We start from the raw sequence: 17,520 nt of genomic DNA on the forward strand, positions 1-17,520 counted from the left end.
CGCACAGGCGCCGCGGACGTCCGCCTCGCACGGCGCGAAGGCCCGCATTGCGCAATCGATCCCCGAAGAGCGCCTGCAACGCGAAAAGGCGCCTATTACGGCGCCCGTTCATACTGCTTCGTTCCCGCTGAAACCACGCACGCCGACCACGGCCGGCGCAGCGTGCTACCTCCCCGCGATCGTGCCGTGCGGGTAGATGATCATGAGCACGATAAGCGACAGCAGGAACACCGCCGCCAAGACGATGGTAATGCGGTCGAGGTTCTTCTCGACGATGCTCGTGCCGGTCTGCGTGGAGTACACGGAGCTGGCGATCATGTCGGAGATGCCCGTGCCCTTGCCGGAATGCAGCAAGATGAAAATGATGAGGCCGATGCCCGACAGAACGAGCAGGGCGATCACGATGATGAGAAGCGGGTTCAAGGTTCGTCTCTTCTTTCGTTCGGAATCAAACGGTATGCAAGTTGCCTAGTATAGCGAAACGCGCCGCCAAGGGCAAGCAGCAGCGCGTTTCGCCACCGATGCGGGAGCCGACCCGGCCGACCTGCGCCCGTCCACGTCGGCTCCCGCTATCGCGAAGCTACGCCAGCAGGCTTCTTCCCGTCATGGCTTCAGGGGCTGGCAGCCCGATCAGCTCCAGCAGCGTGGGCGCGATGTCGCAGAGCGCGCCCAGGGAACCGTCGAGCGTGCGCCCGGTTCCCGCGAAGTCCACGAACGCCAGCGGCACGAGCGCCGTGGTATGGGCCGTGAACGGGCTTCCGTCTTCAGCGAGCATCTTGTCGGCGTTTCCATGATCGGCCGTGATCAGGGCGATGCCGCCCGCCCGCTCGACGGCGGCGAGCACCTGTCCCACGCCCGCGTCCACCGCTTCCACGGCGGCTACGGCGGCGGGGATGACGCCCGTATGCCCCACCATGTCCGGGTTGGCGAAGTTCACGATGTACACGTCGGCCTCGCCGGCATCGATGGCGGCAGCCAGCGTGGACGCCACGCCGGGCTCGCTCATTTCGGGCTTCAGGTCGTACGTGGCCACCTTGGGGCTGGGAATGAGCGCGCGCTCCTCCCCCGCCTTCGGCTCTTCGCGGCCGCCGTTGAGGAAGAACGTCACGTGCGCGTACTTCTCGGTTTCGGCGATATGGTACTGACGAAGGTCGGCGGCTGCCAGCACGTCCGCCAGCACGTCTTCGGGAAACTCCTTCGCGTACGCCACGGGAGCGGCGATCTCGGGGTCGTACTCGGTCAGGCAGACGAACGAAACCTGCGGAACCCGGCTGCGCTCGAAGCCGTCGAACGAAGCATCCACCAGGGACCGAGTCAGCTCGCGCGCGCGGTCGGGACGGAAGTTGAAGAACACCACCGCATCGCCGTCGCACACGCCGCGATCCGAAAGCGCCACGGGCTCCACGAACTCATCGGTGACGTCGGCGGCGTAAGAGTCGGCCATGACCTGGGCCGGCGTGCGATCGACGCAAGGTTCGGCCTCCACGATGGCGCGCCACGCACGCTCGACGCGCTCCCATCGGTTGTCGCGGTCCATCGCGAAATAGCGCCCGGAAATGCTGCCGATCCGCACATCGCACGCATCGTCGGAAAGCTCCGCCGCCACTGCTTCCAGCTGCTCCACGAAGCCCGAACCGCTCTTGGGCGGCACGTCGCGCCCGTCCATGAAGCAATGCACGACAACGTTTCCAACGCCCGCCGTCTTGGCCGCGCGCATAAGGGCGTACAGGTGCTCGTTGGAGGAATGGACGCCGCCGTCGGACAGCAGGCCCATGAGGTGCAGGGCCGCGCCCGGCGCCGACGCCGCAGCGAACGCGTCGTTGAGCACCGGATTGGCCGCCAGCGACCCGTCCGCGCACGCGCGGTTGATGCGCGTAAGCTCCTGGAACACCACGCGGCCGGCGCCTATGTTGAGGTGCCCCACTTCGGAGTTGCCCATCTGGCCGTCGGGCAAGCCCACGGCCTCGCCCGACGCTTCGAGCTTCGTCCAAGGACGATGCGCGAACACGTCGTCCAAACACGGCGTGCTCGCCAGCGAAATGGCGTTGCCGGGACCGGGCTCGGCCAAGCCGAACCCGTCCATGATGATAAGGCAAGCCGGCAAGGTCGTGTTGGCGGGCCTCATCGCAGGCACGCCTTGATCAGCTGGACGAACGACGACGCCTCCAAGCTGGCACCGCCCACCAGGCCGCCGTCGATGTCGGGCTGGGCCAGCAGATCGTCCACGTTCCCGACGTTCATGGAGCCGCCGTACAGCACGCGCATCTGCTGCGCGACGTCCTCGCCGTACAGGTCGGCGAGCGTCGAACGGATGGCCGCGCATACGGCCTGCGCCTGTTCGGGCGTAGCCGTGCGGCCCGTGCCGATGGCCCAGATGGGCTCGTACGCCACGACGCACGTTGCGGCATCGCGCGCGTCAACGCCCGCGAACGCAGCGCGCACCTGGGCGCAAACGTACTCCTCCGTCGCCCCCTCGTCGCGCACGGCAAGCGACTCGCCCACGCACACGATGGCGTACAGCCCGGCTTCGACGAGAGCCTTGACCTTCCGGTTGACGTCCTCGTTCGATTCGCCGAACAGCTCGCGACGCTCGGAGTGGCCCACGATGGAGCACGCGCAGCCGATCTCCTTGATCATCGGCACCGAGATCTCGCCGGTATAGGCGCCCTTGGGCTCCCAATACACGTTCTGGGCGCCCACGGCAACCTTCGCCTTGTCGAAATCGAGAACCGTCTTCGCCGGCTTGAGGTCGATGAAGGGCGGGCAGATGAGGATGTCGACGTCCTCGCCCCAGATGCCCTTGTCGTACTGGTTGGAAATCTCCTGCGTGAGCACGACGGCCTCGCCGATCGTGTTGTTCATCTTCCAGTTGCCCGCCATAAGAGGGGTTCGCTTCATACGTACCATCCTTTCAGATAGAGGAAACGCGATGGATGCGGCCAGCTAGCGCAATGCCTCGACGCCGGGGAGCTTCTCGCCCTGGACAAGCTCCATGGACGCGCCGCCGCCGGTGGAGATGAAGGTCATCTGCGCCGCCAGATCGAACTTGTTGACCGCGGAAACGCTGTCGCCGCCGCCGATGACGGTGTCGGCTTCCGCATTGTCGGCCACCGCCTGCGCCACGGCCTTCGTGCCGGCCTCGAACGCCGCCATCTCGAACACGCCCATGGGGCCGTTCCAGAACACGGTGCCCGCCTCGGCCACGGCCTGGGCGTACAGCTTCGCGGTTTCAGGTCCGATATCGAGGCCCATCATAGCATCGGGAATATCGTCCACCGAAACCGTGAGCGTTTCGGCATCTTCGGCGAAGCGGTCGGCACACACCACGTCAACGGGAAGCAGCAGCTTCACGCCGCGCTCGTCCGCTTTGGCGATCATGGCCGCCGCGCGCTCGATCCAATCCTCTTCCTTGAGCGACGAACCCACCTGCTTGCCCTGCGCCAACAGGAACGTGAAGCACATGCCGCCGCCGATGACGAGCGTGTCGCACTTGTCCATGAGCGCGTCGATAACCTTGATCTTGTCGGACACCTTCGAGCCGCCCAGGATGGCCACGAACGGGCGCTTCGGCTCCTCGAGCATGCCGGTGAGCGTGGCCACCTCGCGCTGCATGAGGTAGCCCGCGTACGCGGGGAGCAGCGCCGCGACGCCCGCCGTGGAAGCGTGCGCGCGATGCGCGGTGCCGAACGCGTCGTTCACGTACACGTCGCCGAGCTTTGCCAGCTCTTCGCAGAATGCGGGGTCATTCTTCTTCTCGCGCTTGTCGAAGCGCAGATTCTCCACCACCAGCACGTCGCCGTCGCGCAGGGAGGCCGCCTTGGCCTGCGCGTCCGCGCCTACGGTATCGGTGGCGAACACCACGGGCTTGCCCATGAGCTCGGAAAGCTTCTGGGCGGCCGGGCGCAGCGTGAACGACTCTTCGAAGCCCTCGCCCGACGGACGGCCCAGATGGCTCATGAGAACGACGCGCGCGCCTTGCGCGACAAGCTTCTCGATCGTGGGCAGCGCCGCGCGGATGCGCGTGTCGTCGGTAACGACGCCGTCTTTCACCGGCACGTTGAAATCGACGCGCACGAGCGCGCGCTTCCCCGCCGCGTCCAGCTCGTCGATGGTCTTGATGTCAGCCATACAACCCTCTTCCACAGACTAATGATACCTATTGATTTCCGTTGCCCGGCGTCGCGTTCCGGCGCGCCATTTCGCTGGCGATTGCCTCGGTCGCCGCCGCCGTTCGCTCGGCAGCCCTCACAAGCCGCACCGCCATGACGATCGCGAAGATGGCAACTCCTGCCGCAAGCAGGAACGGAACCGTCAGCAGCAGCAGCTCCGGAGTGCCCATTCCCAGTACCCTCATAGCGTGCTCCTTTTCCTCGATTCGCGTGAAGCGCGAAAACAACCGGACAGGTTGGCGCAGTAAAACAGCGAGGGGCGCTGCGGTGCCCGAGATTCGCGGGAGGACGCGGGCGAAGCGTACTTGGGTACGCGAGCCCGCGGCATCGTGCGAAGATCGGGTGCCCCAGCGCCCCGCAGCGTCGAGCGGTTCCGCCGGCCGTCAGGCCGACGGAACGAGCATTTCTCTACAGCAGGATCTTCACCAGGTCCTTGACGCGGTTGGAGTAGCCCCACTCGTTGTCGTACCAGCTGATGCACTTGACGAAGTTGCCTTCGCCGCCCATCACCATGGTCAGCTTGCTGTCGAAGATGGAGGAGTGCGGGTTGCCCACGATGTCGATGGACACGATGGGGTCCTCGGTGTACTCCAGCACGCCCTTCATCGGGCCTTCGGCGGCAGCCTTCATGGCCGCGTTGATCTCCTCGATGGTGGCGTCGCGCTCAAGCTCGACCGTCAGGTCGACCATCGATCCGTCCGGCGTGGGAACGCGCGTAGCGAAGCCGTCCAGCTTGCCCTTGAGCTCGGGCAGCACGAGCGAAACCGCGCGGGCAGCGCCCGTGGTGGTGGGGATCATCGACACGGCTGCGGCGCGAGCGCGGCGCAGATCCTTGTGGGGAAGGTCGAGGATCTTCTGGTCGTTGGTGTAGGAATGGATCGTGTTCATGTAGCCGCGCTTGATGCCGAACGTGTCCAGCAGCACCTTCGCGAAGGGGGCCAGGCAGTTCGTGGTGCACGAAGCGTTGGAGATGATGTGATGCTCGTCCTTGTTGTACTGATCGTCGTTCACGCCCATGACGATGGTGATGTCCTCGTTCTTGGCGGGCGCGGAGATGACGACCTTCTTGGCGCCGGCGTCAAGGTGCGCCTTGGCCTTCGTGCCGTCCGTGAAGAAGCCCGTGGACTCGACGACCACGTCGACGCCCAGCTCGCCCCAAGGCAGGTTGGCGGGCTCGCGCTCCGAGAGCACCTTGACCGCATGGCCGTCGGCCACGAAGCCGTCCTCGGTAACCTCGACGGCGTCGAAGGCGCGACCGTGGATGGAATCGTACTTGAGCAGGTGGGCCATCGTCGGAATATCGCCAAGGTCGTTAACCGCCACGACCTCGATCTCGGGATCGTTCGCCATCGCGCGGAACGCCAGGCGGCCGATGCGGCCGAATCCGTTAATGCCTACTTTGATTGCCATGCGTATCCCCTTTCATAAAGATACTCAGTTTCTCGTTTACGGCACGAACCGATAATACAACACAAGCACTCGCCATTCTACCCGCACTCGTCTTGCATCATCCGTGCGATCCGACAAACACGGTGGTAAGCGGCGCTTTTGAAGAGATAAACCGGCTCTTGCCGCATCGAGGCACCAGAAAATCCAGGCGTGTGCCTTCATTTATCGTCGCGATTCCCGTCACGATAGCATCACGTGCCGAAGCGCAAACCCACCGCCTGCGCCAGCCGACGGCAACCAGTCCCCCATCGAGGGTCAACTCCCCGTGAAATAGCAGATAAGGTTGACGATCTGAGGAAAGAACGCCATGACGAAAACTGCTCGCATCACCTGCATGACAACCACGTCGGTGTTCTTGACGTTCAGGTCATCGATTATAAGAGCCATGTCGGATGCCCCGGCGGGAGACGCTATGAGCATCCCTTCCTTTCTGCCGTACCCGAACAGCTTGCTTTCAAGCTTTCCCGTAACAAAGCAGTTGAACGTGTAACCCGCCACCAGAACGACTGCGGGAAGCACCAAATCGGCCAAGCCCGTCAGCCCCTCAGCAGTGAGCAACGTTCCAAGGTAGCACCCGGCAACAAGCTGGCAAACCTTCTTAACCCATTTAGGGATGAAAGCAAAATCGAACACGAGCTTCAGGATAAGCACGGCAACGATCGCCGCGGTGAAGGTAAGCCCCGCAACGCCCGTCATCCTCCCAAGGACCCCCGCCAGCGCGGCAACAGCCAAAGCTGCTACAGTCGATGCTGGAGACTTCTGATTCGACTTCATGCGGTTCTCGCCGGGAGCAGTTTCGGCGCCGCGCGCATCAGGGTGCCCATGTGCCGTGCGGTACCCGTCGAACAACGCAATCATCACCGGAAACGCCCCGATGCCGAGCACCTGCCTGATCAACTGCATCACGGTAACCGCAGGAGCGTCGGCCCCCATGTCCGCCGCGACAATCGGAGTGTCGTTGATACCGCCCGGCACGGCGCACATAAGGGAGGTCACCAAATCGAGCGGAGACACCGCCCAGATGACGAATCCAAGAACAAGGTTCAAAATGAGAAACGCAAGGAGCATCAGCGCGACCGGCTTCGCGAATCGCCTCAAACGCACAAGGTCGCTCCGCTCCATGGAGCAGCCCACGAACGCACCGGCGATGATCTGAACCGCGGTTCGCGTTTCAGCAGGCAGCCAGGTGAATCCCGTCGCAACGCTCAACACGGCAACGCCCGCGAAAGCGCCGATCATATACCCAGCAGGCACTTTGAGCCTCTTGAACAGCAATCCACACGCGACGCCGACCGACAACGTGGCGAGCAGCGGCGCTATCGTCGAAGTATCCATGCGCACGTCCTTTTCATCGATTCTCGCAGGAGTATAATCATCGACATACCGGCAATCAAACGAATCGAAACGAATACGCTTTCTTAACCACTGTTCATGCCGTTTCGTCCCAATTCGTAGAATCGAGGTTTTATGAGAAACGACGAGGCGTTAACCGTGGACGAAGTGGCCGACATACTGCAAGTAGGTCGCAACACCGTCTACGCGCTCAAAGACCGGGGAGAGCTCAGCTCGTACAAGGTCGGCAGGAAGCTGCGCTTCACTTACGCGGACGTGCAGAGCTATATCGCAAGATCCAAGAACCCGAACCGCTTCGAGCACCGAAACGACCCGAACGAGCGAAAGCGGCAATTCGTCATATGCGGGCAAGACATCATCTTGGACGTTCTCTCCAACTACATCGCCCAGACGGGAGTCGAATCGCTGCGCTCCTACATCGGGAGCTACGACGCCTTGACCGACCTCTACAAAGACAAAGTGCAGGTTGCCTCCGCGCATCTCTGGGACGGAGACGCCGACGAGTACAACGTCTCCTACGTCAAGAAGCTTCTCCCCGGCACCCCGACCGTCATCGTGAACCTCACCTACCGCATGCAGGGCTTTTACGTGGCGAAGGGAAACCCTAAGAACTTGACCACCTGGGAAGACCTGCTCGCTCCGGGAGTGAAGATCGTCAATCGAGAGAAAGGCTCGGGCTCCCGGGTGCTGCTAGACGAGCACGTCAGACTGCTGGGCGCGCAGCCTTCCTCCATTCAAGGCTACGAGATAGAAACCCAGTCCCACATCGCCGTTGCGAGCATGGTGGCTCGAGGACGCGGGGACGTGGCGATCGGGAGCGAAAAGGTGGCGAAGCAGGTGGAAGGCATCGATTTCGTGCCCCTGCAGAAAGAACGATACGACCTTGTGGTCAAACAGGAGAACTTCGACGCGCGCGCCGTGCAGACGATGATGGGCATCCTGGAGTCGGGACTGCTTCGCGAAGAGTTCGCAAGCCTGGGCGGATACGACACCTCGGACATGGGGCGCATCATGTCGATCGGCTGACGACGCGGGGCCCCTACCCGCGCACCTCTTTCGCCATCTGCTCGATCCGGCGAACGCGGTGGTAAACGGCGCTTTTGGACAGCGGAGGGTTCGCTCGCTCCCCCAACTCTTTGAGGGTGGCGTCGGGATACCTGACCCGCAGCTTGATGAACTCCTGCAACGCCGGCGGCAGGTTCTCCATGCCGTGCGCCTCCAGCACCATACGGATCGCGTACAGCTGGTCAACGGAAGCGTTGGCCGCTTTGGCCTGATTCGCTATCTCGGCGTTGGTCTGCCGGTTCACGTCGTTGCGCACGCTCTTGATGACGCGCGCGTTCTCCATGGCGAGCGCGCTTTGATGAGCTCCCGCGAAGGCCAGAAACTCCAGGATGGCCGCGCCGCTTTTAAGGTAGACCATGTACGAGCTGCGCCGCTGCATGACGCGCGCGTTGATGCCCTTGCGCTCCAGCAGGCTCACCAGGCTGTCGGCCAAGTCCTCGTTTTCGACCGTGATCTCGAAATGGAAGTCGCCGCGCGGATCCGAGACGAACCCGCTTCCCAAAAACGCACCGCGCAAATAAGCCGCAGTACAGCATTCCTTCGCCACCAGATCCGAGGTGAGCCCCATCATCAGGCCGCCCTCGGCGGAAAGCACGCCCATGTCGACGAGCGATTCCGCCAAGCGCGCCTGGGAAGGCACCTCGATAAGGTAGTTCGGCGTCTTGTGCAGCACGCTGCGGCGCACCGTGAGGTTCGTCTCCAGGTGGTACAGCTCGTGCAGCAGCTTGATGACCAGGCGCGCGACGGACGGGACGTCCGTCGCGATCTCGATGCGGTACTTGCCCTGCCCGCTGAAGAACAGCGTGCCCTCGATGCGCACGAGCGCCGCCAGCGTCGCCTTCTCGCAATGCGAGCAGGTGGGTGGAACGCGAGCCAGCTCGTCTTTTACTTCCGCCGTGAACGACATAGGCGCAACACCCCCGAAAACGCTTCCCGCAACGCAGCCGGATCATGCCAGGTAGGCCGCAACGCATCCACCAGGTTGCGCGCGATGACCACCGGGCCGCGCGCCTGGATGGCCTGCACGTCCTGATAGCTGACGCGCACGGGACGCACCCGCTGCGACAGCTCCAAATCGCCCATGTCCGATGTCGAAGCGTGCTCCGGCTCGGCACCGGCCAAGGCACTGAACAGGCCCGTCGCCGGACTATCGGGCCGCAACGGCACCGGCGTATGCACCAGCACGTAATCGAGCAGCCCGCGCATGCCGTGATCCATGAGGGCATCCACGTGCTCGCGGGCGGCAAGGCCCCACGTCTCCCCCTGCATGTCGGCGAGCGAGCACACGAACAACGTGCTGCCCTTCGATGCGCGTATGGCGTCCACCACGCCGGGAACCAGCAGGTTCGGGATGATGGACGTGAACAGGGAACCCGGCCCCAGCACGATGAGGTCCGCGTTGCGAATGGCCTCGAGCGCAGGCTCGTAGGGTACCACGCCGCGCTCGGCGCGAAGCCGCACGCATTCGAGCGCGGTGCGCGAATGGCACGCCACCGCCTGACCCTCTAAAATGCGCCCGTCGCGCGTGCGCGCGGCAAGCGACACCCGATCGAGCGTTGACGGGTACACGTGCCCCCGCGCTTGCAGCAACCGCTCGCATATAGCGATAGCCTGGGGAAACGACCCTGCCGCATCCTCCAATGCCGACAGCATGAGGTTGCCCAGGGTGTGGTTGCGCGCAAACGAGAACCGATACTTGAACGCCTTGGTCAAAGGGTCGCTCGGATCGGCCGCCATAGCGGCGATGCACTTGCGCACGTCGCCGGGAGGCGTGACGTCGGCCTCTTCGCGCAGGATGCCGGTCGATCCGCCGTCGTCGGCCATCGCCACGACGGCGCTCGTTTCGACGCCCATCGACAGCAGCGTGCGGATGGACACCGGCGCGCCCGTGCCGCCGCCTATCACGACGGCGCGCACGTGCTCGTCGACGGCGGACGCCGCGCTCGGCGTGCCCAGCGAGGCGAAAGCGGCCGTCAGGGACGGATCATGCGAGAACGGTTGCGTTGCCATGCAAAGCCCTAGCGCCCGGCGACCGGAGCCGCAGCGGCGGAATCCGTCACCAGCAAACCGTCGGCCCCTTCGGCCAGCTTGAGGTCGCGATGGGCGATGCTCACGCGGTAGCCCTTCGCCTTGAGGTAGTCGGCCGTGGCCTCCGCCAGCGCCACGCTGCGATGCTGGCCGCCCGTGCATCCGATGCCGATGGCCAGCTGCTGCTTGCCCTCGGCCACGTAGCCCGGCATCACGCAATCGAGCAGCGCGCGCCAGCGCTTCTGGAACTCCTCGGTCTCGGGGCGGTACAGCACGAAGTCGCGCACCGGCGCGTCCAGGCCCGTCAAGGGGCGCAGCTGGGGATCGTAGTACGGGTTCGGCAGGAAGCGCACGTCCATGACCAGGTCGGCGTCAAGAGGCGCGCCGTGCTTGAACCCGAACGAGTACACCGTGACCTGCAGGCCCGTGCGGTCCTCGCCGGGTGCGAACAGAGCGCGGATGGTGGTGCGCAGCTGCGGCGGCAGCATGTCAGTGGTGTCGATGACGTGATGCGCGCTCTCGCGCAGCTCGAACAGCAGGTCGCGCTCGCGCACGATGCCCTGAGCGATGGACGCCCCGTCGGCGGAAAGCGGGTGACGGCGGCGGCTGGACTTGTACCGCGCGATCAGCTTCTCGTCGTCGGCGTCCAGGAACAGGACGCGGTAATCGAGCCCGCGCTCCTTGAGCTTTTTGAGCTCGCTTGTCAAGCTGGCGAAGAAATCGCGGTTGCGCGCGTCGCACACCACGGCCAGGCGTCGCCGCTCGTCGGGCTGGCCGGGCATGCCGGTAAGCTCGAGCAGGTTCCCGATCAGGCTGGAGGGCAGATTGTCCACGCAGAAGTAGTCCAGGTCCTCGAACACGTGCATCGCCTCGGTGCGGCCGGCGCCGCTCATGCCGCTCACGATGACGAGCTCGGGCATGTGCTCAAGGTCAACCGTCGATTCGCTCATCAGCAATCCCTTCGTCGGTACGGGAGCGCTCGCCCGTGCTGGCAAGCGCGTCGGATTCGCATTGCTGCGCGCCGCCCACGACGCGCACGTCCTTTCGCTCCCTATTATACTGCTGAAGCACGCGGTACAGCTCCTCAGCCACCTCTTCGGGCACAAGGCGCGCCGCTTTGATGTCGTCAAGGGCGGCGTCTTTGAGGTTCTTAAACGATTTGAAGTGCTTGAGCAGCGCCTTTTTGCGCACGGGTCCAAGGCCCGTCACGTCGTCGAGGATGGAGGCGGTCATGCCCTTGCCGCGCAGCTCCCGGTGGAACGTGATGGCGAAGCGGTGGGCCTCGTCGCGCACCTGTTTCACCAAATACAGGGACGCGGAACCGCTCGGCAGCACCACCGGGCCCGTGTCCTGCCAGGGAACGAACAGCTCTTCGTCGCGTTTCGCCAGGCCGCACAACGCAATGTCGCGGATTCCCAGCTTGTCGAACATCTCGAGCGCCGCGGACAGCTGCGGCTTGCCGCCGTCGAGGATGATGAGATCCGGCTTGCTTCCGAAGCGCTCGTCCGCCATGCGCTCGGGCGCGTAGCGGCGGCTCATCACCTCCTGCATGCTCAAAAAGTCGTTCGCCTCGTCGAGCGGCGTCTTGATCTTGAAGCGACGGTACTGGTTCTTGTCGGGCTTGCCGTTCGTGAACACCACCATGGAGGCCACCGTGTAGGAACCGTGAATGGTGGAGATGTCGAAGCATTCGATGCGCAGGGGAGGCTCGTCGAGGGCCAACGCGCTTTCCAGCTGAAGAAGCGCCTCGTTGATGCGCTTGTCCTCGTAATTGGTGCGCACTTTGTAGCGCATGAGCGTGTGCTTCGCGTTCGTCTCGGCCATGCTCACAAGCTCGTGCTTCTCGCCTTTGCGCGGCGCCGTGAACCGCACCTTCGCGCCATGGGGGCTTGCCAGCTTCTCGGTGAGCCATGCTTCCATAGCCTCTTCGTCCTCGGGCTCGTCGCGCACGATGATCTCATGCGGAATGGACGTGGTGGCGTCGTAGTAGCGCAGCAGGAACATGTGCAGCAGGTCGTCGTCGGGCACGTCTTTGCCGCGGTTCAGCACGAACTCGTTCGAGTTGATGATACGGCCCTCGCGCACCATGAACACGTGCACGCCGGCGATGGTCTCCTCGCGGAAGATGCCCACCACGTCGGCGTCCAGGTTGCGCGTGGACACGGCATGCTGCTTGTCGGTCAGGCTGTTGATGGTGTCGATGCGCGCCTTGATGCGCGCGGCGCGCTCGAAGTCGAGCTCTTCGGCCGCAGCCTGCATGTCGGCGGTCAGCTCGTCGACGAACTCCCGATGCTGCCCGGACAAGAATCGTCCGATGCGCTTCACGTTGACCTGGTACTCTTCGGGCGTCACCGCGCCGCAGCACGCGCCGGGCCCCAAGCCCACGTGCGCATCGAAGCACGGGCGCGCGTCGCTTGCCATGAGCGCGAGCGGGTTCTTCTCCAGCCTGCGCTTGAGCTGACGCCAATCGGCGCACGACGTGGCGCACAACGGCACGACGCGCCGCGCGATGTCCACCATGTCGCGCGCGGCGCGGCTGTCGGTATAGGGGCCGAAGTACTTCGTGTCGGGCTTGTGCTTCTCGCGCGTGTACTTGATGGCGGGAAACACGTCGCCTTTCGTGAGCGCGATGAACGGGTACGACTTGTCGTCTTTGAAGTCGGCGTTGAAGAACGGGCTGTGCTGGTTGATGAGGTTCTTTTCCAGCACGAGAGATTCGTGCTCGTTCTCCACCACGATGTAGTCGAAGCTGTCGATCTGGTCGACCAGCAAGGGTATTTTGGCGCGCTCGTCCTGGAAGTTCACGTACTGGCGCATGCGCGCGCGCAGCTGCTTCGCCTTGCCTACGTAGATGACCTGGCCGGACTTGTCTTTCCATAGGTACACGCCCGGCAGCGCGGGCACGGCGTTGAGCTCCTGCTTGATGCGTTCGAGCTTGGCCGTTGCCGCCCGGCCTTCCGGCAAGGTCGGCTTCCCGTCGGCCGAGGCGGCGGAGCCGAATTCGCGCGTCGCCTGGTCGAGGTCGCAGCGATGCTGCTCGCGCTCGATGCGCGAGCGCTGTCCCGCCGGCTGATCCAGGTTGTCGAAGCCAAGGGCGTCGCCGTCGTCGAGTTCGGAAAAGCCGGCCGAATCGGCAGCTTCCCCTTCTTCGTTCGCAGCATTCGTCTTGATGGGTTTGTCGAGGTATTCGTCCATGAACGGCAGTATAGCAAAGCCCCGTTGCGCACCGGCCGAGCCGCCGCCGCGCGAACAAACGATTCATGTTTGGGAGCGGGCCGTCAACGCGGCCCGCGCACCGCTATATGAACGGGTGGAACGCCTCTATCAGAACCGGGACCATCGCCGAGCAGATAACGCCGTTGAGCACCGAGAGCACCACCGTCTCGCCGTTCGTGCAGCGAATGAGCATGGGCAGCGTGGTATCCTCGCTCGTTGCGCCGGCGGGCGCGATGCACGTAGGGTAGTTGAGGTGCCGGGCGATCCAGGGGATGCAGAAGAACGACACCAACTCGCGCAGCAGATTCGACAAGAACGTGATGCTGCCCACCTGCGCGCCGGCGATCTCGGTCATCATGACGCCCGACAAGCTGTACCAGCCCAATCCCGACGCGATGGCGCCTCCCGTCGGCAGGGAAAGCCCCGTCAAGGGAGCGCACAGCAAACCGCCCGCGATCGATCCGACCACAATGCCGAAGGGAATGATGAGCACGCGCACGTGATACTGCCGCAGCTTGCCCAAAAGGCCGCGGCTGCCGCCCACGCTGATGCCCACGAACAGCATGAGGCCGTACAGGATCAGGTCGGAATGGTCGGCCAGCGCGTCGAGCGGCGCAAGGTGCACGCCCGCCAGCCCGTAGGCTATCCCCAGCACAAGCGCCCCCACCGCCATGCCGATCATGACGGCTTCGCCGTTGCCGGCAGGCTCCCCCGCCGCCGGCGCCTCCTGCGCAGCGACCACGTTCGGACCGGCCGCTTTGCGGGTTATGTCGCTCATGAGCCAGTTCGTCAGGCCGTACACGACCAAGGTCGAAAGAGCCACCGGCACCAGGCAGAACAGGGCGCTCGCCCACCCGACGGTGCCCAGCTCCTCCAGAAACGTGTCGCGCCCTCCCAGCAAAGCCCCCATCGAGAAGATGAGCAACGCCGTGAACAGCAGCGTCAGCTTCTCGTTCGCGCCTTTGAGGCGCGCGGGGAACACCGTTGCGCCCACGAGCACGCCCACGGCCATGATGACGAGCACTTCCAACCTTGATCCCCCTTTGCTGCGAAAGCATCCATTGTAGCGCAAAGCGGCGCTACGGGGTTTCAGGTTCGCGGGGCATGCGCTCGGTTCGCGCCGCGAAGCCGCGGGGCTTCAGGTTCGCCGGGAGCGCGGTCGGCTCTCCTTCGCCGGAGGCGCAGCGGCGCGAACCCGCCCGCGCCCCATGCGCACGGCTACCGCCAGCTTGGCGGCGCCGCCCGCAGCAAGGAGCGCCGCGCTTGCCCCCAGCACCGCAGCCACGTCGGGAGCGAACGTGAGCACGTCGCGCCACGGCACCCCGCGCAGGATGGGAAGCGCCAGAACCGCAAGCGGCGCGACGACGTGCAGGACGACGGCGCGCGCGACCAGCATCCGCCTCGCGCGCAACCGCAGCGCCGGCGACGCCTGCGATACGCACGTCGCGCGCATGCGGCGCGTCCACCGCCGCAGCAACCCCAGCGGCGCTGCGCTCGCCAGCAGGACGCAGGCGTACAGCACGTCGTTGCGCGCGTGCGCCACCCGCACCCACGAAGCGTCGACCGGGTCTGGATCGGCGCCCACCGCCGCAGCCACCACGCCGTTCGCCAGCTCGAAGAACAGGTTGTCGCCGCCCGCGTGATCGCTCGCATCGCCCAGCACCACCACGCCCAAACCGCGCTCGGGCAGCAGGCACATGCTTGCCACGTAGTTCTCCACCTGCCCGTCATGGGACAGCACCGTCTCCCCGTCGTCCCAGGAAAACGACGTCCAGCCCATGCCGTAGTACGTGTCGCCTTCGGGATCGGGAACGCGGTCCATGAACATCGACTCGATTCCCTGCGGCGAGATCACGCGCTCCCCCGCGTCGCTTCGCCCGCCGTTGAGGTACATCCGCAGATAGCGCGCCATGTCGGAAACGCTCGCCGCCACGTAGCCCGACGGAGCGGCTCCCCACGCCTCGTCGCTTGACGCGTGCGCGAACCCATCGGCTACGGGCACGCCGAACCAACCGCGATGGCCGGGCGCCATGCCCTTTTCCCGCGCGATCTCGCCGTCAGCCGTCGAGCGGTCCATCCCAAGGGGAAGAAGCACGTGATCGCGCAGGTACGCCGCGTACTCCTGCCCCGAAGCCGCTTCGACGATGCGGCCGAGCAAATCGTAGTTGGCGTTCGCGTACGAGAACGTCCCGAACGACGCGCCCTTGCGCGCATCGGCGAGCGCATCGTAGTACCCGAACCCGCTCGTCTGGTTGAGCAGGGATCGTACCGTGACCTCGGGCGGCGCGCCGTACTGCGGCACGTACAACGAGGCCGGCGCATCGAGGTCCACCTCCCCCGCCTCCACCAGCTGCATCACCGCAAGAGCCGTGAACGACTTGCTAAGCGACCCCATCGTGAAAAGCGCCTCGGCATCCGGGCAATCCCCCAGCGTGCGCAGGTACCGGACGCCCGAAGCATCCACCACGGCCACGGCAACGCCCGGCACGCCCGTGCGGGACGCGTTGTCGTCCAGGTAGGAATCGAGCCGAACCGCAAGCGCGCCGCCTTCGGGCTCCATCCCCTGGGGAGGCGCTTCGTCGGCCAAATCCCCCAGGTCGCCGCCGTCTTCGACGCCAAGATCCGCAGGCTCGTCGGAGGGCGCCGCAAGATCGGGCTCCTGGTCGGGCACGTCGACGACAGGTGCGCAGCCGACAGCTGCACCGATGCACGAAAGCGCCAAAAAGGCCGCAATCGCCGCACGCCTGCCGATAATCGCCATCCCGTTCGCCATCACGATCGCACCCGGCTTCCTAGAAACTGTCGTATACGAATTGAACCGGTTGGGAAAAGCCGGAGAACACGATGAACCAGGCGAGCAGGACGACCAGGGCGACCACGGCTGCGCCGGCCGCCGCAACCAGCAGTCCGGGACGCCGTCGCGCCGCGTCGCGCACACCGTCCGCCCACCGACGAAGCCGGCTCACGATGCGCTCCCGTCGGTTACACCGGCAAGCGAGGCGCCCGCATCGCCCGCCGAAGCCAAGCCCTCGGCCCGGCCGAAGCCGGCCCCGCCCAGAAACGCATCGTCGCGCCCGTTCGCGAAATCGTAGAACGCCTGCTCGATGCGCACCCAGCCGCGCCAGCCGGGATGCACGGTATCGCACAGAAAGTACTTCTCGTACTCGCAGCTGGAGAAGTCGGCGTACGCAGCCCCCGCCGCATCGCACGCGCCGCGCACGCGATCGTAGAACGCGCTGCGCACATCGGCCGCGACTCCCTCGCGGTCGTACCAGGCGCCGTGCATCGGCAGGATCACCACAAGCGGCTCCAGTCCCGTTTCGCGGCACACGTCCAAAAAGCACGAGAGGTCGTCGTATTCGGCATTCGCCTCCGTGAAGTTCTGCCCGCGTTCCACGTTGTAGCGGGAGTTCTTCTGCCAATAGGCGTCGTAGATGCCGTACGGGTTGGTGGTGCAGGCGGCGGCGCCGGATGCATCCGCCTGCGACAGCAGGGCCCTCCAGTCGGGTTCGCCCGTTGGGTTGCCGATCGCACGAGCAGCGCTCTTGTGCGGAGCCTGCTCGATCACCTGGGGCAAGCGGCTGCGAATGCGCGCGTCTTCCGCAAGCGAATACGCCGCATCGTTCACGGCGTCGAACGGCGTGTCCCTGTTGGCCGCGGCAAGCTGCCCCGCGTTGACCCCAAGGGCCGCCATGCGGGATCGAACGTAGGCCTTCGTTTTCTCGGACAGACGCGGGTTGTCCGCGAACTGCCGGTACAGGCTGTACGAGAACTTCGAGGGGAACTTCGCCTGCGCCCCGTTGCCCTTGAAGAACCATTGCGGCGACACCACGATCATGACCTTCTTGTTCTTGACCTTGTCGCCGTACGCACCGGCCGCAACAGCTTGCCATAGGCTTTGATCGTACGCTTCGCCGACGAAAGTCAGATCCACTCCGGTCACGTTCTCGCCAAACACCGCCTGCGGGCACTGCGCGACCTCGTCCTTCGAAATGTAGAACTCCGACGATCCGAACGCCAGGTGGCCGTCCGCGCTCATCGAAGACAGCGTGAACGCGGTGCTCTCGGCCTTCACGCCCGAATACACGTAATCGTAGAGCCGTGTCGGATCGTGATCGGTTTGCCGGGGCAGCCCCCAGGCGCAAAACCCCGCGAACGCCAGCACGGCTGCGAGCAGCGCCGCAACCACGCCGCGCAGCAAGGCCATGCCCGTAAAGCCGGTCGATGCCCCTTTCGCCAT

General features: G+C 64.8%; 16 protein-coding genes. 1 reads left to right on the plus strand and 15 read right to left on the minus strand.

The window, feature by feature from the left end; translation table 11 throughout:
- Nucleotides 1-165 precede the first annotated feature (165 nt).
- The 7 genes from secG to ACTQZK_RS06615 form a co-directional block, all read right to left on the minus strand.
- Nucleotides 166-423: a preprotein translocase subunit SecG gene (gene secG / locus ACTQZK_RS06585; RefSeq protein ID WP_114566910.1), complete on the minus strand. Its 258-nt coding sequence runs from the start codon at nucleotides 421-423 to the stop codon at nucleotides 166-168.
- A gap of 157 nt (nucleotides 424-580) precedes the next feature.
- On the minus strand, nucleotides 581-2,125 hold the full coding sequence (gene gpmI / locus ACTQZK_RS06590; protein ID WP_441898993.1) for a 2,3-bisphosphoglycerate-independent phosphoglycerate mutase: 1,545 nt from the start codon (nucleotides 2,123-2,125) through the stop codon (nucleotides 581-583).
- Nucleotides 2,122-2,898, minus strand: a complete 777-nt coding sequence (tpiA, locus tag ACTQZK_RS06595) for a triose-phosphate isomerase (RefSeq protein ID WP_216529505.1) — start codon at nucleotides 2,896-2,898, stop codon at nucleotides 2,122-2,124. The genes gpmI and tpiA overlap by 4 nt, the downstream gene beginning before the upstream one ends.
- A gap of 45 nt (nucleotides 2,899-2,943) precedes the next feature.
- Complete coding sequence (locus tag ACTQZK_RS06600; RefSeq protein WP_441898995.1) at nucleotides 2,944-4,128, minus strand: phosphoglycerate kinase; 1,185 nt, start codon at nucleotides 4,126-4,128, stop codon at nucleotides 2,944-2,946.
- 28 nt (nucleotides 4,129-4,156) lie between these two features.
- Nucleotides 4,157-4,354: a hypothetical protein gene (locus tag ACTQZK_RS06605; protein WP_441898997.1), complete on the minus strand. Its 198-nt coding sequence runs from the start codon at nucleotides 4,352-4,354 to the stop codon at nucleotides 4,157-4,159.
- A gap of 223 nt (nucleotides 4,355-4,577) precedes the next feature.
- Nucleotides 4,578-5,579: a type I glyceraldehyde-3-phosphate dehydrogenase gene (gap, locus tag ACTQZK_RS06610; RefSeq protein WP_123191556.1), complete on the minus strand. Its 1,002-nt coding sequence runs from the start codon at nucleotides 5,577-5,579 to the stop codon at nucleotides 4,578-4,580.
- Between the two features lie 294 nt (nucleotides 5,580-5,873).
- Complete coding sequence (locus ACTQZK_RS06615; protein ID WP_441899000.1) at nucleotides 5,874-6,953, minus strand: AbrB family transcriptional regulator; 1,080 nt, start codon at nucleotides 6,951-6,953, stop codon at nucleotides 5,874-5,876.
- 132 nt (nucleotides 6,954-7,085) lie between these two features.
- Between ACTQZK_RS06615 and ACTQZK_RS06620 the strand changes: the two genes are divergently transcribed.
- Nucleotides 7,086-7,997, plus strand: a complete 912-nt coding sequence (locus ACTQZK_RS06620) for a helix-turn-helix transcriptional regulator (protein WP_216529501.1) — start codon at nucleotides 7,086-7,088, stop codon at nucleotides 7,995-7,997.
- Between the two features lie 13 nt (nucleotides 7,998-8,010).
- On the opposite strand, the gene whiA is transcribed toward ACTQZK_RS06620, so the two are convergent.
- The 8 genes from whiA to dltD all read right to left on the minus strand — a co-directional run bounded on the left by whiA (nucleotide 8,011) and on the right by dltD (nucleotide 17,520).
- Nucleotides 8,011-8,943, minus strand: coding sequence for a DNA-binding protein WhiA (whiA, locus tag ACTQZK_RS06625; protein WP_114566916.1), 933 nt, complete (start codon nucleotides 8,941-8,943; stop codon nucleotides 8,011-8,013).
- Nucleotides 8,922-10,046, minus strand: coding sequence for a gluconeogenesis factor YvcK family protein (locus ACTQZK_RS06630; protein ID WP_418831126.1), 1,125 nt, complete (start codon nucleotides 10,044-10,046; stop codon nucleotides 8,922-8,924). The genes whiA and ACTQZK_RS06630 overlap by 22 nt, the downstream gene beginning before the upstream one ends.
- Nucleotides 10,047-10,054: 8 nt before the next feature.
- Nucleotides 10,055-11,014, minus strand: coding sequence for an RNase adapter RapZ (rapZ, locus tag ACTQZK_RS06635; RefSeq protein WP_114566918.1), 960 nt, complete (start codon nucleotides 11,012-11,014; stop codon nucleotides 10,055-10,057).
- Nucleotides 10,995-13,259: an excinuclease ABC subunit UvrC gene (gene uvrC, locus ACTQZK_RS06640; protein ID WP_428421414.1), complete on the minus strand. Its 2,265-nt coding sequence runs from the start codon at nucleotides 13,257-13,259 to the stop codon at nucleotides 10,995-10,997. The genes rapZ and uvrC overlap by 20 nt, the downstream gene beginning before the upstream one ends.
- Before the next feature lie 103 nt (nucleotides 13,260-13,362).
- Nucleotides 13,363-14,304: a lysine exporter LysO family protein gene (locus ACTQZK_RS06645; protein WP_428421453.1), complete on the minus strand. Its 942-nt coding sequence runs from the start codon at nucleotides 14,302-14,304 to the stop codon at nucleotides 13,363-13,365.
- Between the two features lie 114 nt (nucleotides 14,305-14,418).
- Nucleotides 14,419-16,053 carry a serine hydrolase domain-containing protein gene (locus tag ACTQZK_RS06650; protein ID WP_441899039.1) on the minus strand — a complete coding sequence of 545 codons (1,635 nt, stop codon included), beginning with the start codon at nucleotides 16,051-16,053 and terminating at the stop codon, nucleotides 14,419-14,421.
- Nucleotides 16,054-16,072: 19 nt separating this feature from the next.
- Nucleotides 16,073-16,246: a hypothetical protein gene (locus ACTQZK_RS06655; RefSeq protein ID WP_216529498.1), complete on the minus strand. Its 174-nt coding sequence runs from the start codon at nucleotides 16,244-16,246 to the stop codon at nucleotides 16,073-16,075.
- Entirely contained in the window at nucleotides 16,243-17,520 is a 1,278-nt protein-coding gene (gene dltD / locus ACTQZK_RS06660) for a D-alanyl-lipoteichoic acid biosynthesis protein DltD (protein WP_216529497.1), read from the minus strand. The genes ACTQZK_RS06655 and dltD overlap by 4 nt, the downstream gene beginning before the upstream one ends.

The sequence above is a fragment of the Paraeggerthella sp. LCP19S3_G8 genome, assembly GCF_052119225.1.
GTDB lineage: Bacteria > Actinomycetota > Coriobacteriia > Coriobacteriales > Eggerthellaceae > Paraeggerthella > Paraeggerthella hominis.

Bases quoted from the DNA above. Each gene is read 5' to 3' on its own strand.
- ACTQZK_RS06630 (WP_418831126.1), bottom strand. From the start codon at position 10,046: ATGGCAACGCAACCGTTCTCGCATGATCCGTCCCTGACGGCCGCTTTC.
- tpiA (WP_216529505.1), bottom strand. From the start codon at position 2,898: ATGAAGCGAACCCCTCTTATGGCGGGCAACTGGAAGATGAACAACACG.
- ACTQZK_RS06620 (WP_216529501.1), top strand. From the start codon at position 7,086: ATGAGAAACGACGAGGCGTTAACCGTGGACGAAGTGGCCGACATACTG.
- rapZ (WP_114566918.1), bottom strand. From the start codon at position 11,014: ATGAGCGAATCGACGGTTGACCTTGAGCACATGCCCGAGCTCGTCATC.
- uvrC (WP_428421414.1), bottom strand. From the start codon at position 13,259: ATGGACGAATACCTCGACAAACCCATCAAGACGAATGCTGCGAACGAA.
- gpmI (WP_441898993.1), bottom strand. From the start codon at position 2,125: ATGAGGCCCGCCAACACGACCTTGCCGGCTTGCCTTATCATCATGGAC.
- gap (WP_123191556.1), bottom strand. From the start codon at position 5,579: ATGGCAATCAAAGTAGGCATTAACGGATTCGGCCGCATCGGCCGCCTG.
- ACTQZK_RS06650 (WP_441899039.1), bottom strand. From the start codon at position 16,053: ATGGCGAACGGGATGGCGATTATCGGCAGGCGTGCGGCGATTGCGGCC.
- whiA (WP_114566916.1), bottom strand. From the start codon at position 8,943: ATGTCGTTCACGGCGGAAGTAAAAGACGAGCTGGCTCGCGTTCCACCC.
- ACTQZK_RS06615 (WP_441899000.1), bottom strand. From the start codon at position 6,953: ATGGATACTTCGACGATAGCGCCGCTGCTCGCCACGTTGTCGGTCGGC.
- dltD (WP_216529497.1), bottom strand. From the start codon at position 17,520: ATGGCGAAAGGGGCATCGACCGGCTTTACGGGCATGGCCTTGCTGCGC.
- ACTQZK_RS06600 (WP_441898995.1), bottom strand. From the start codon at position 4,128: ATGGCTGACATCAAGACCATCGACGAGCTGGACGCGGCGGGGAAGCGC.
- ACTQZK_RS06605 (WP_441898997.1), bottom strand. From the start codon at position 4,354: ATGAGGGTACTGGGAATGGGCACTCCGGAGCTGCTGCTGCTGACGGTT.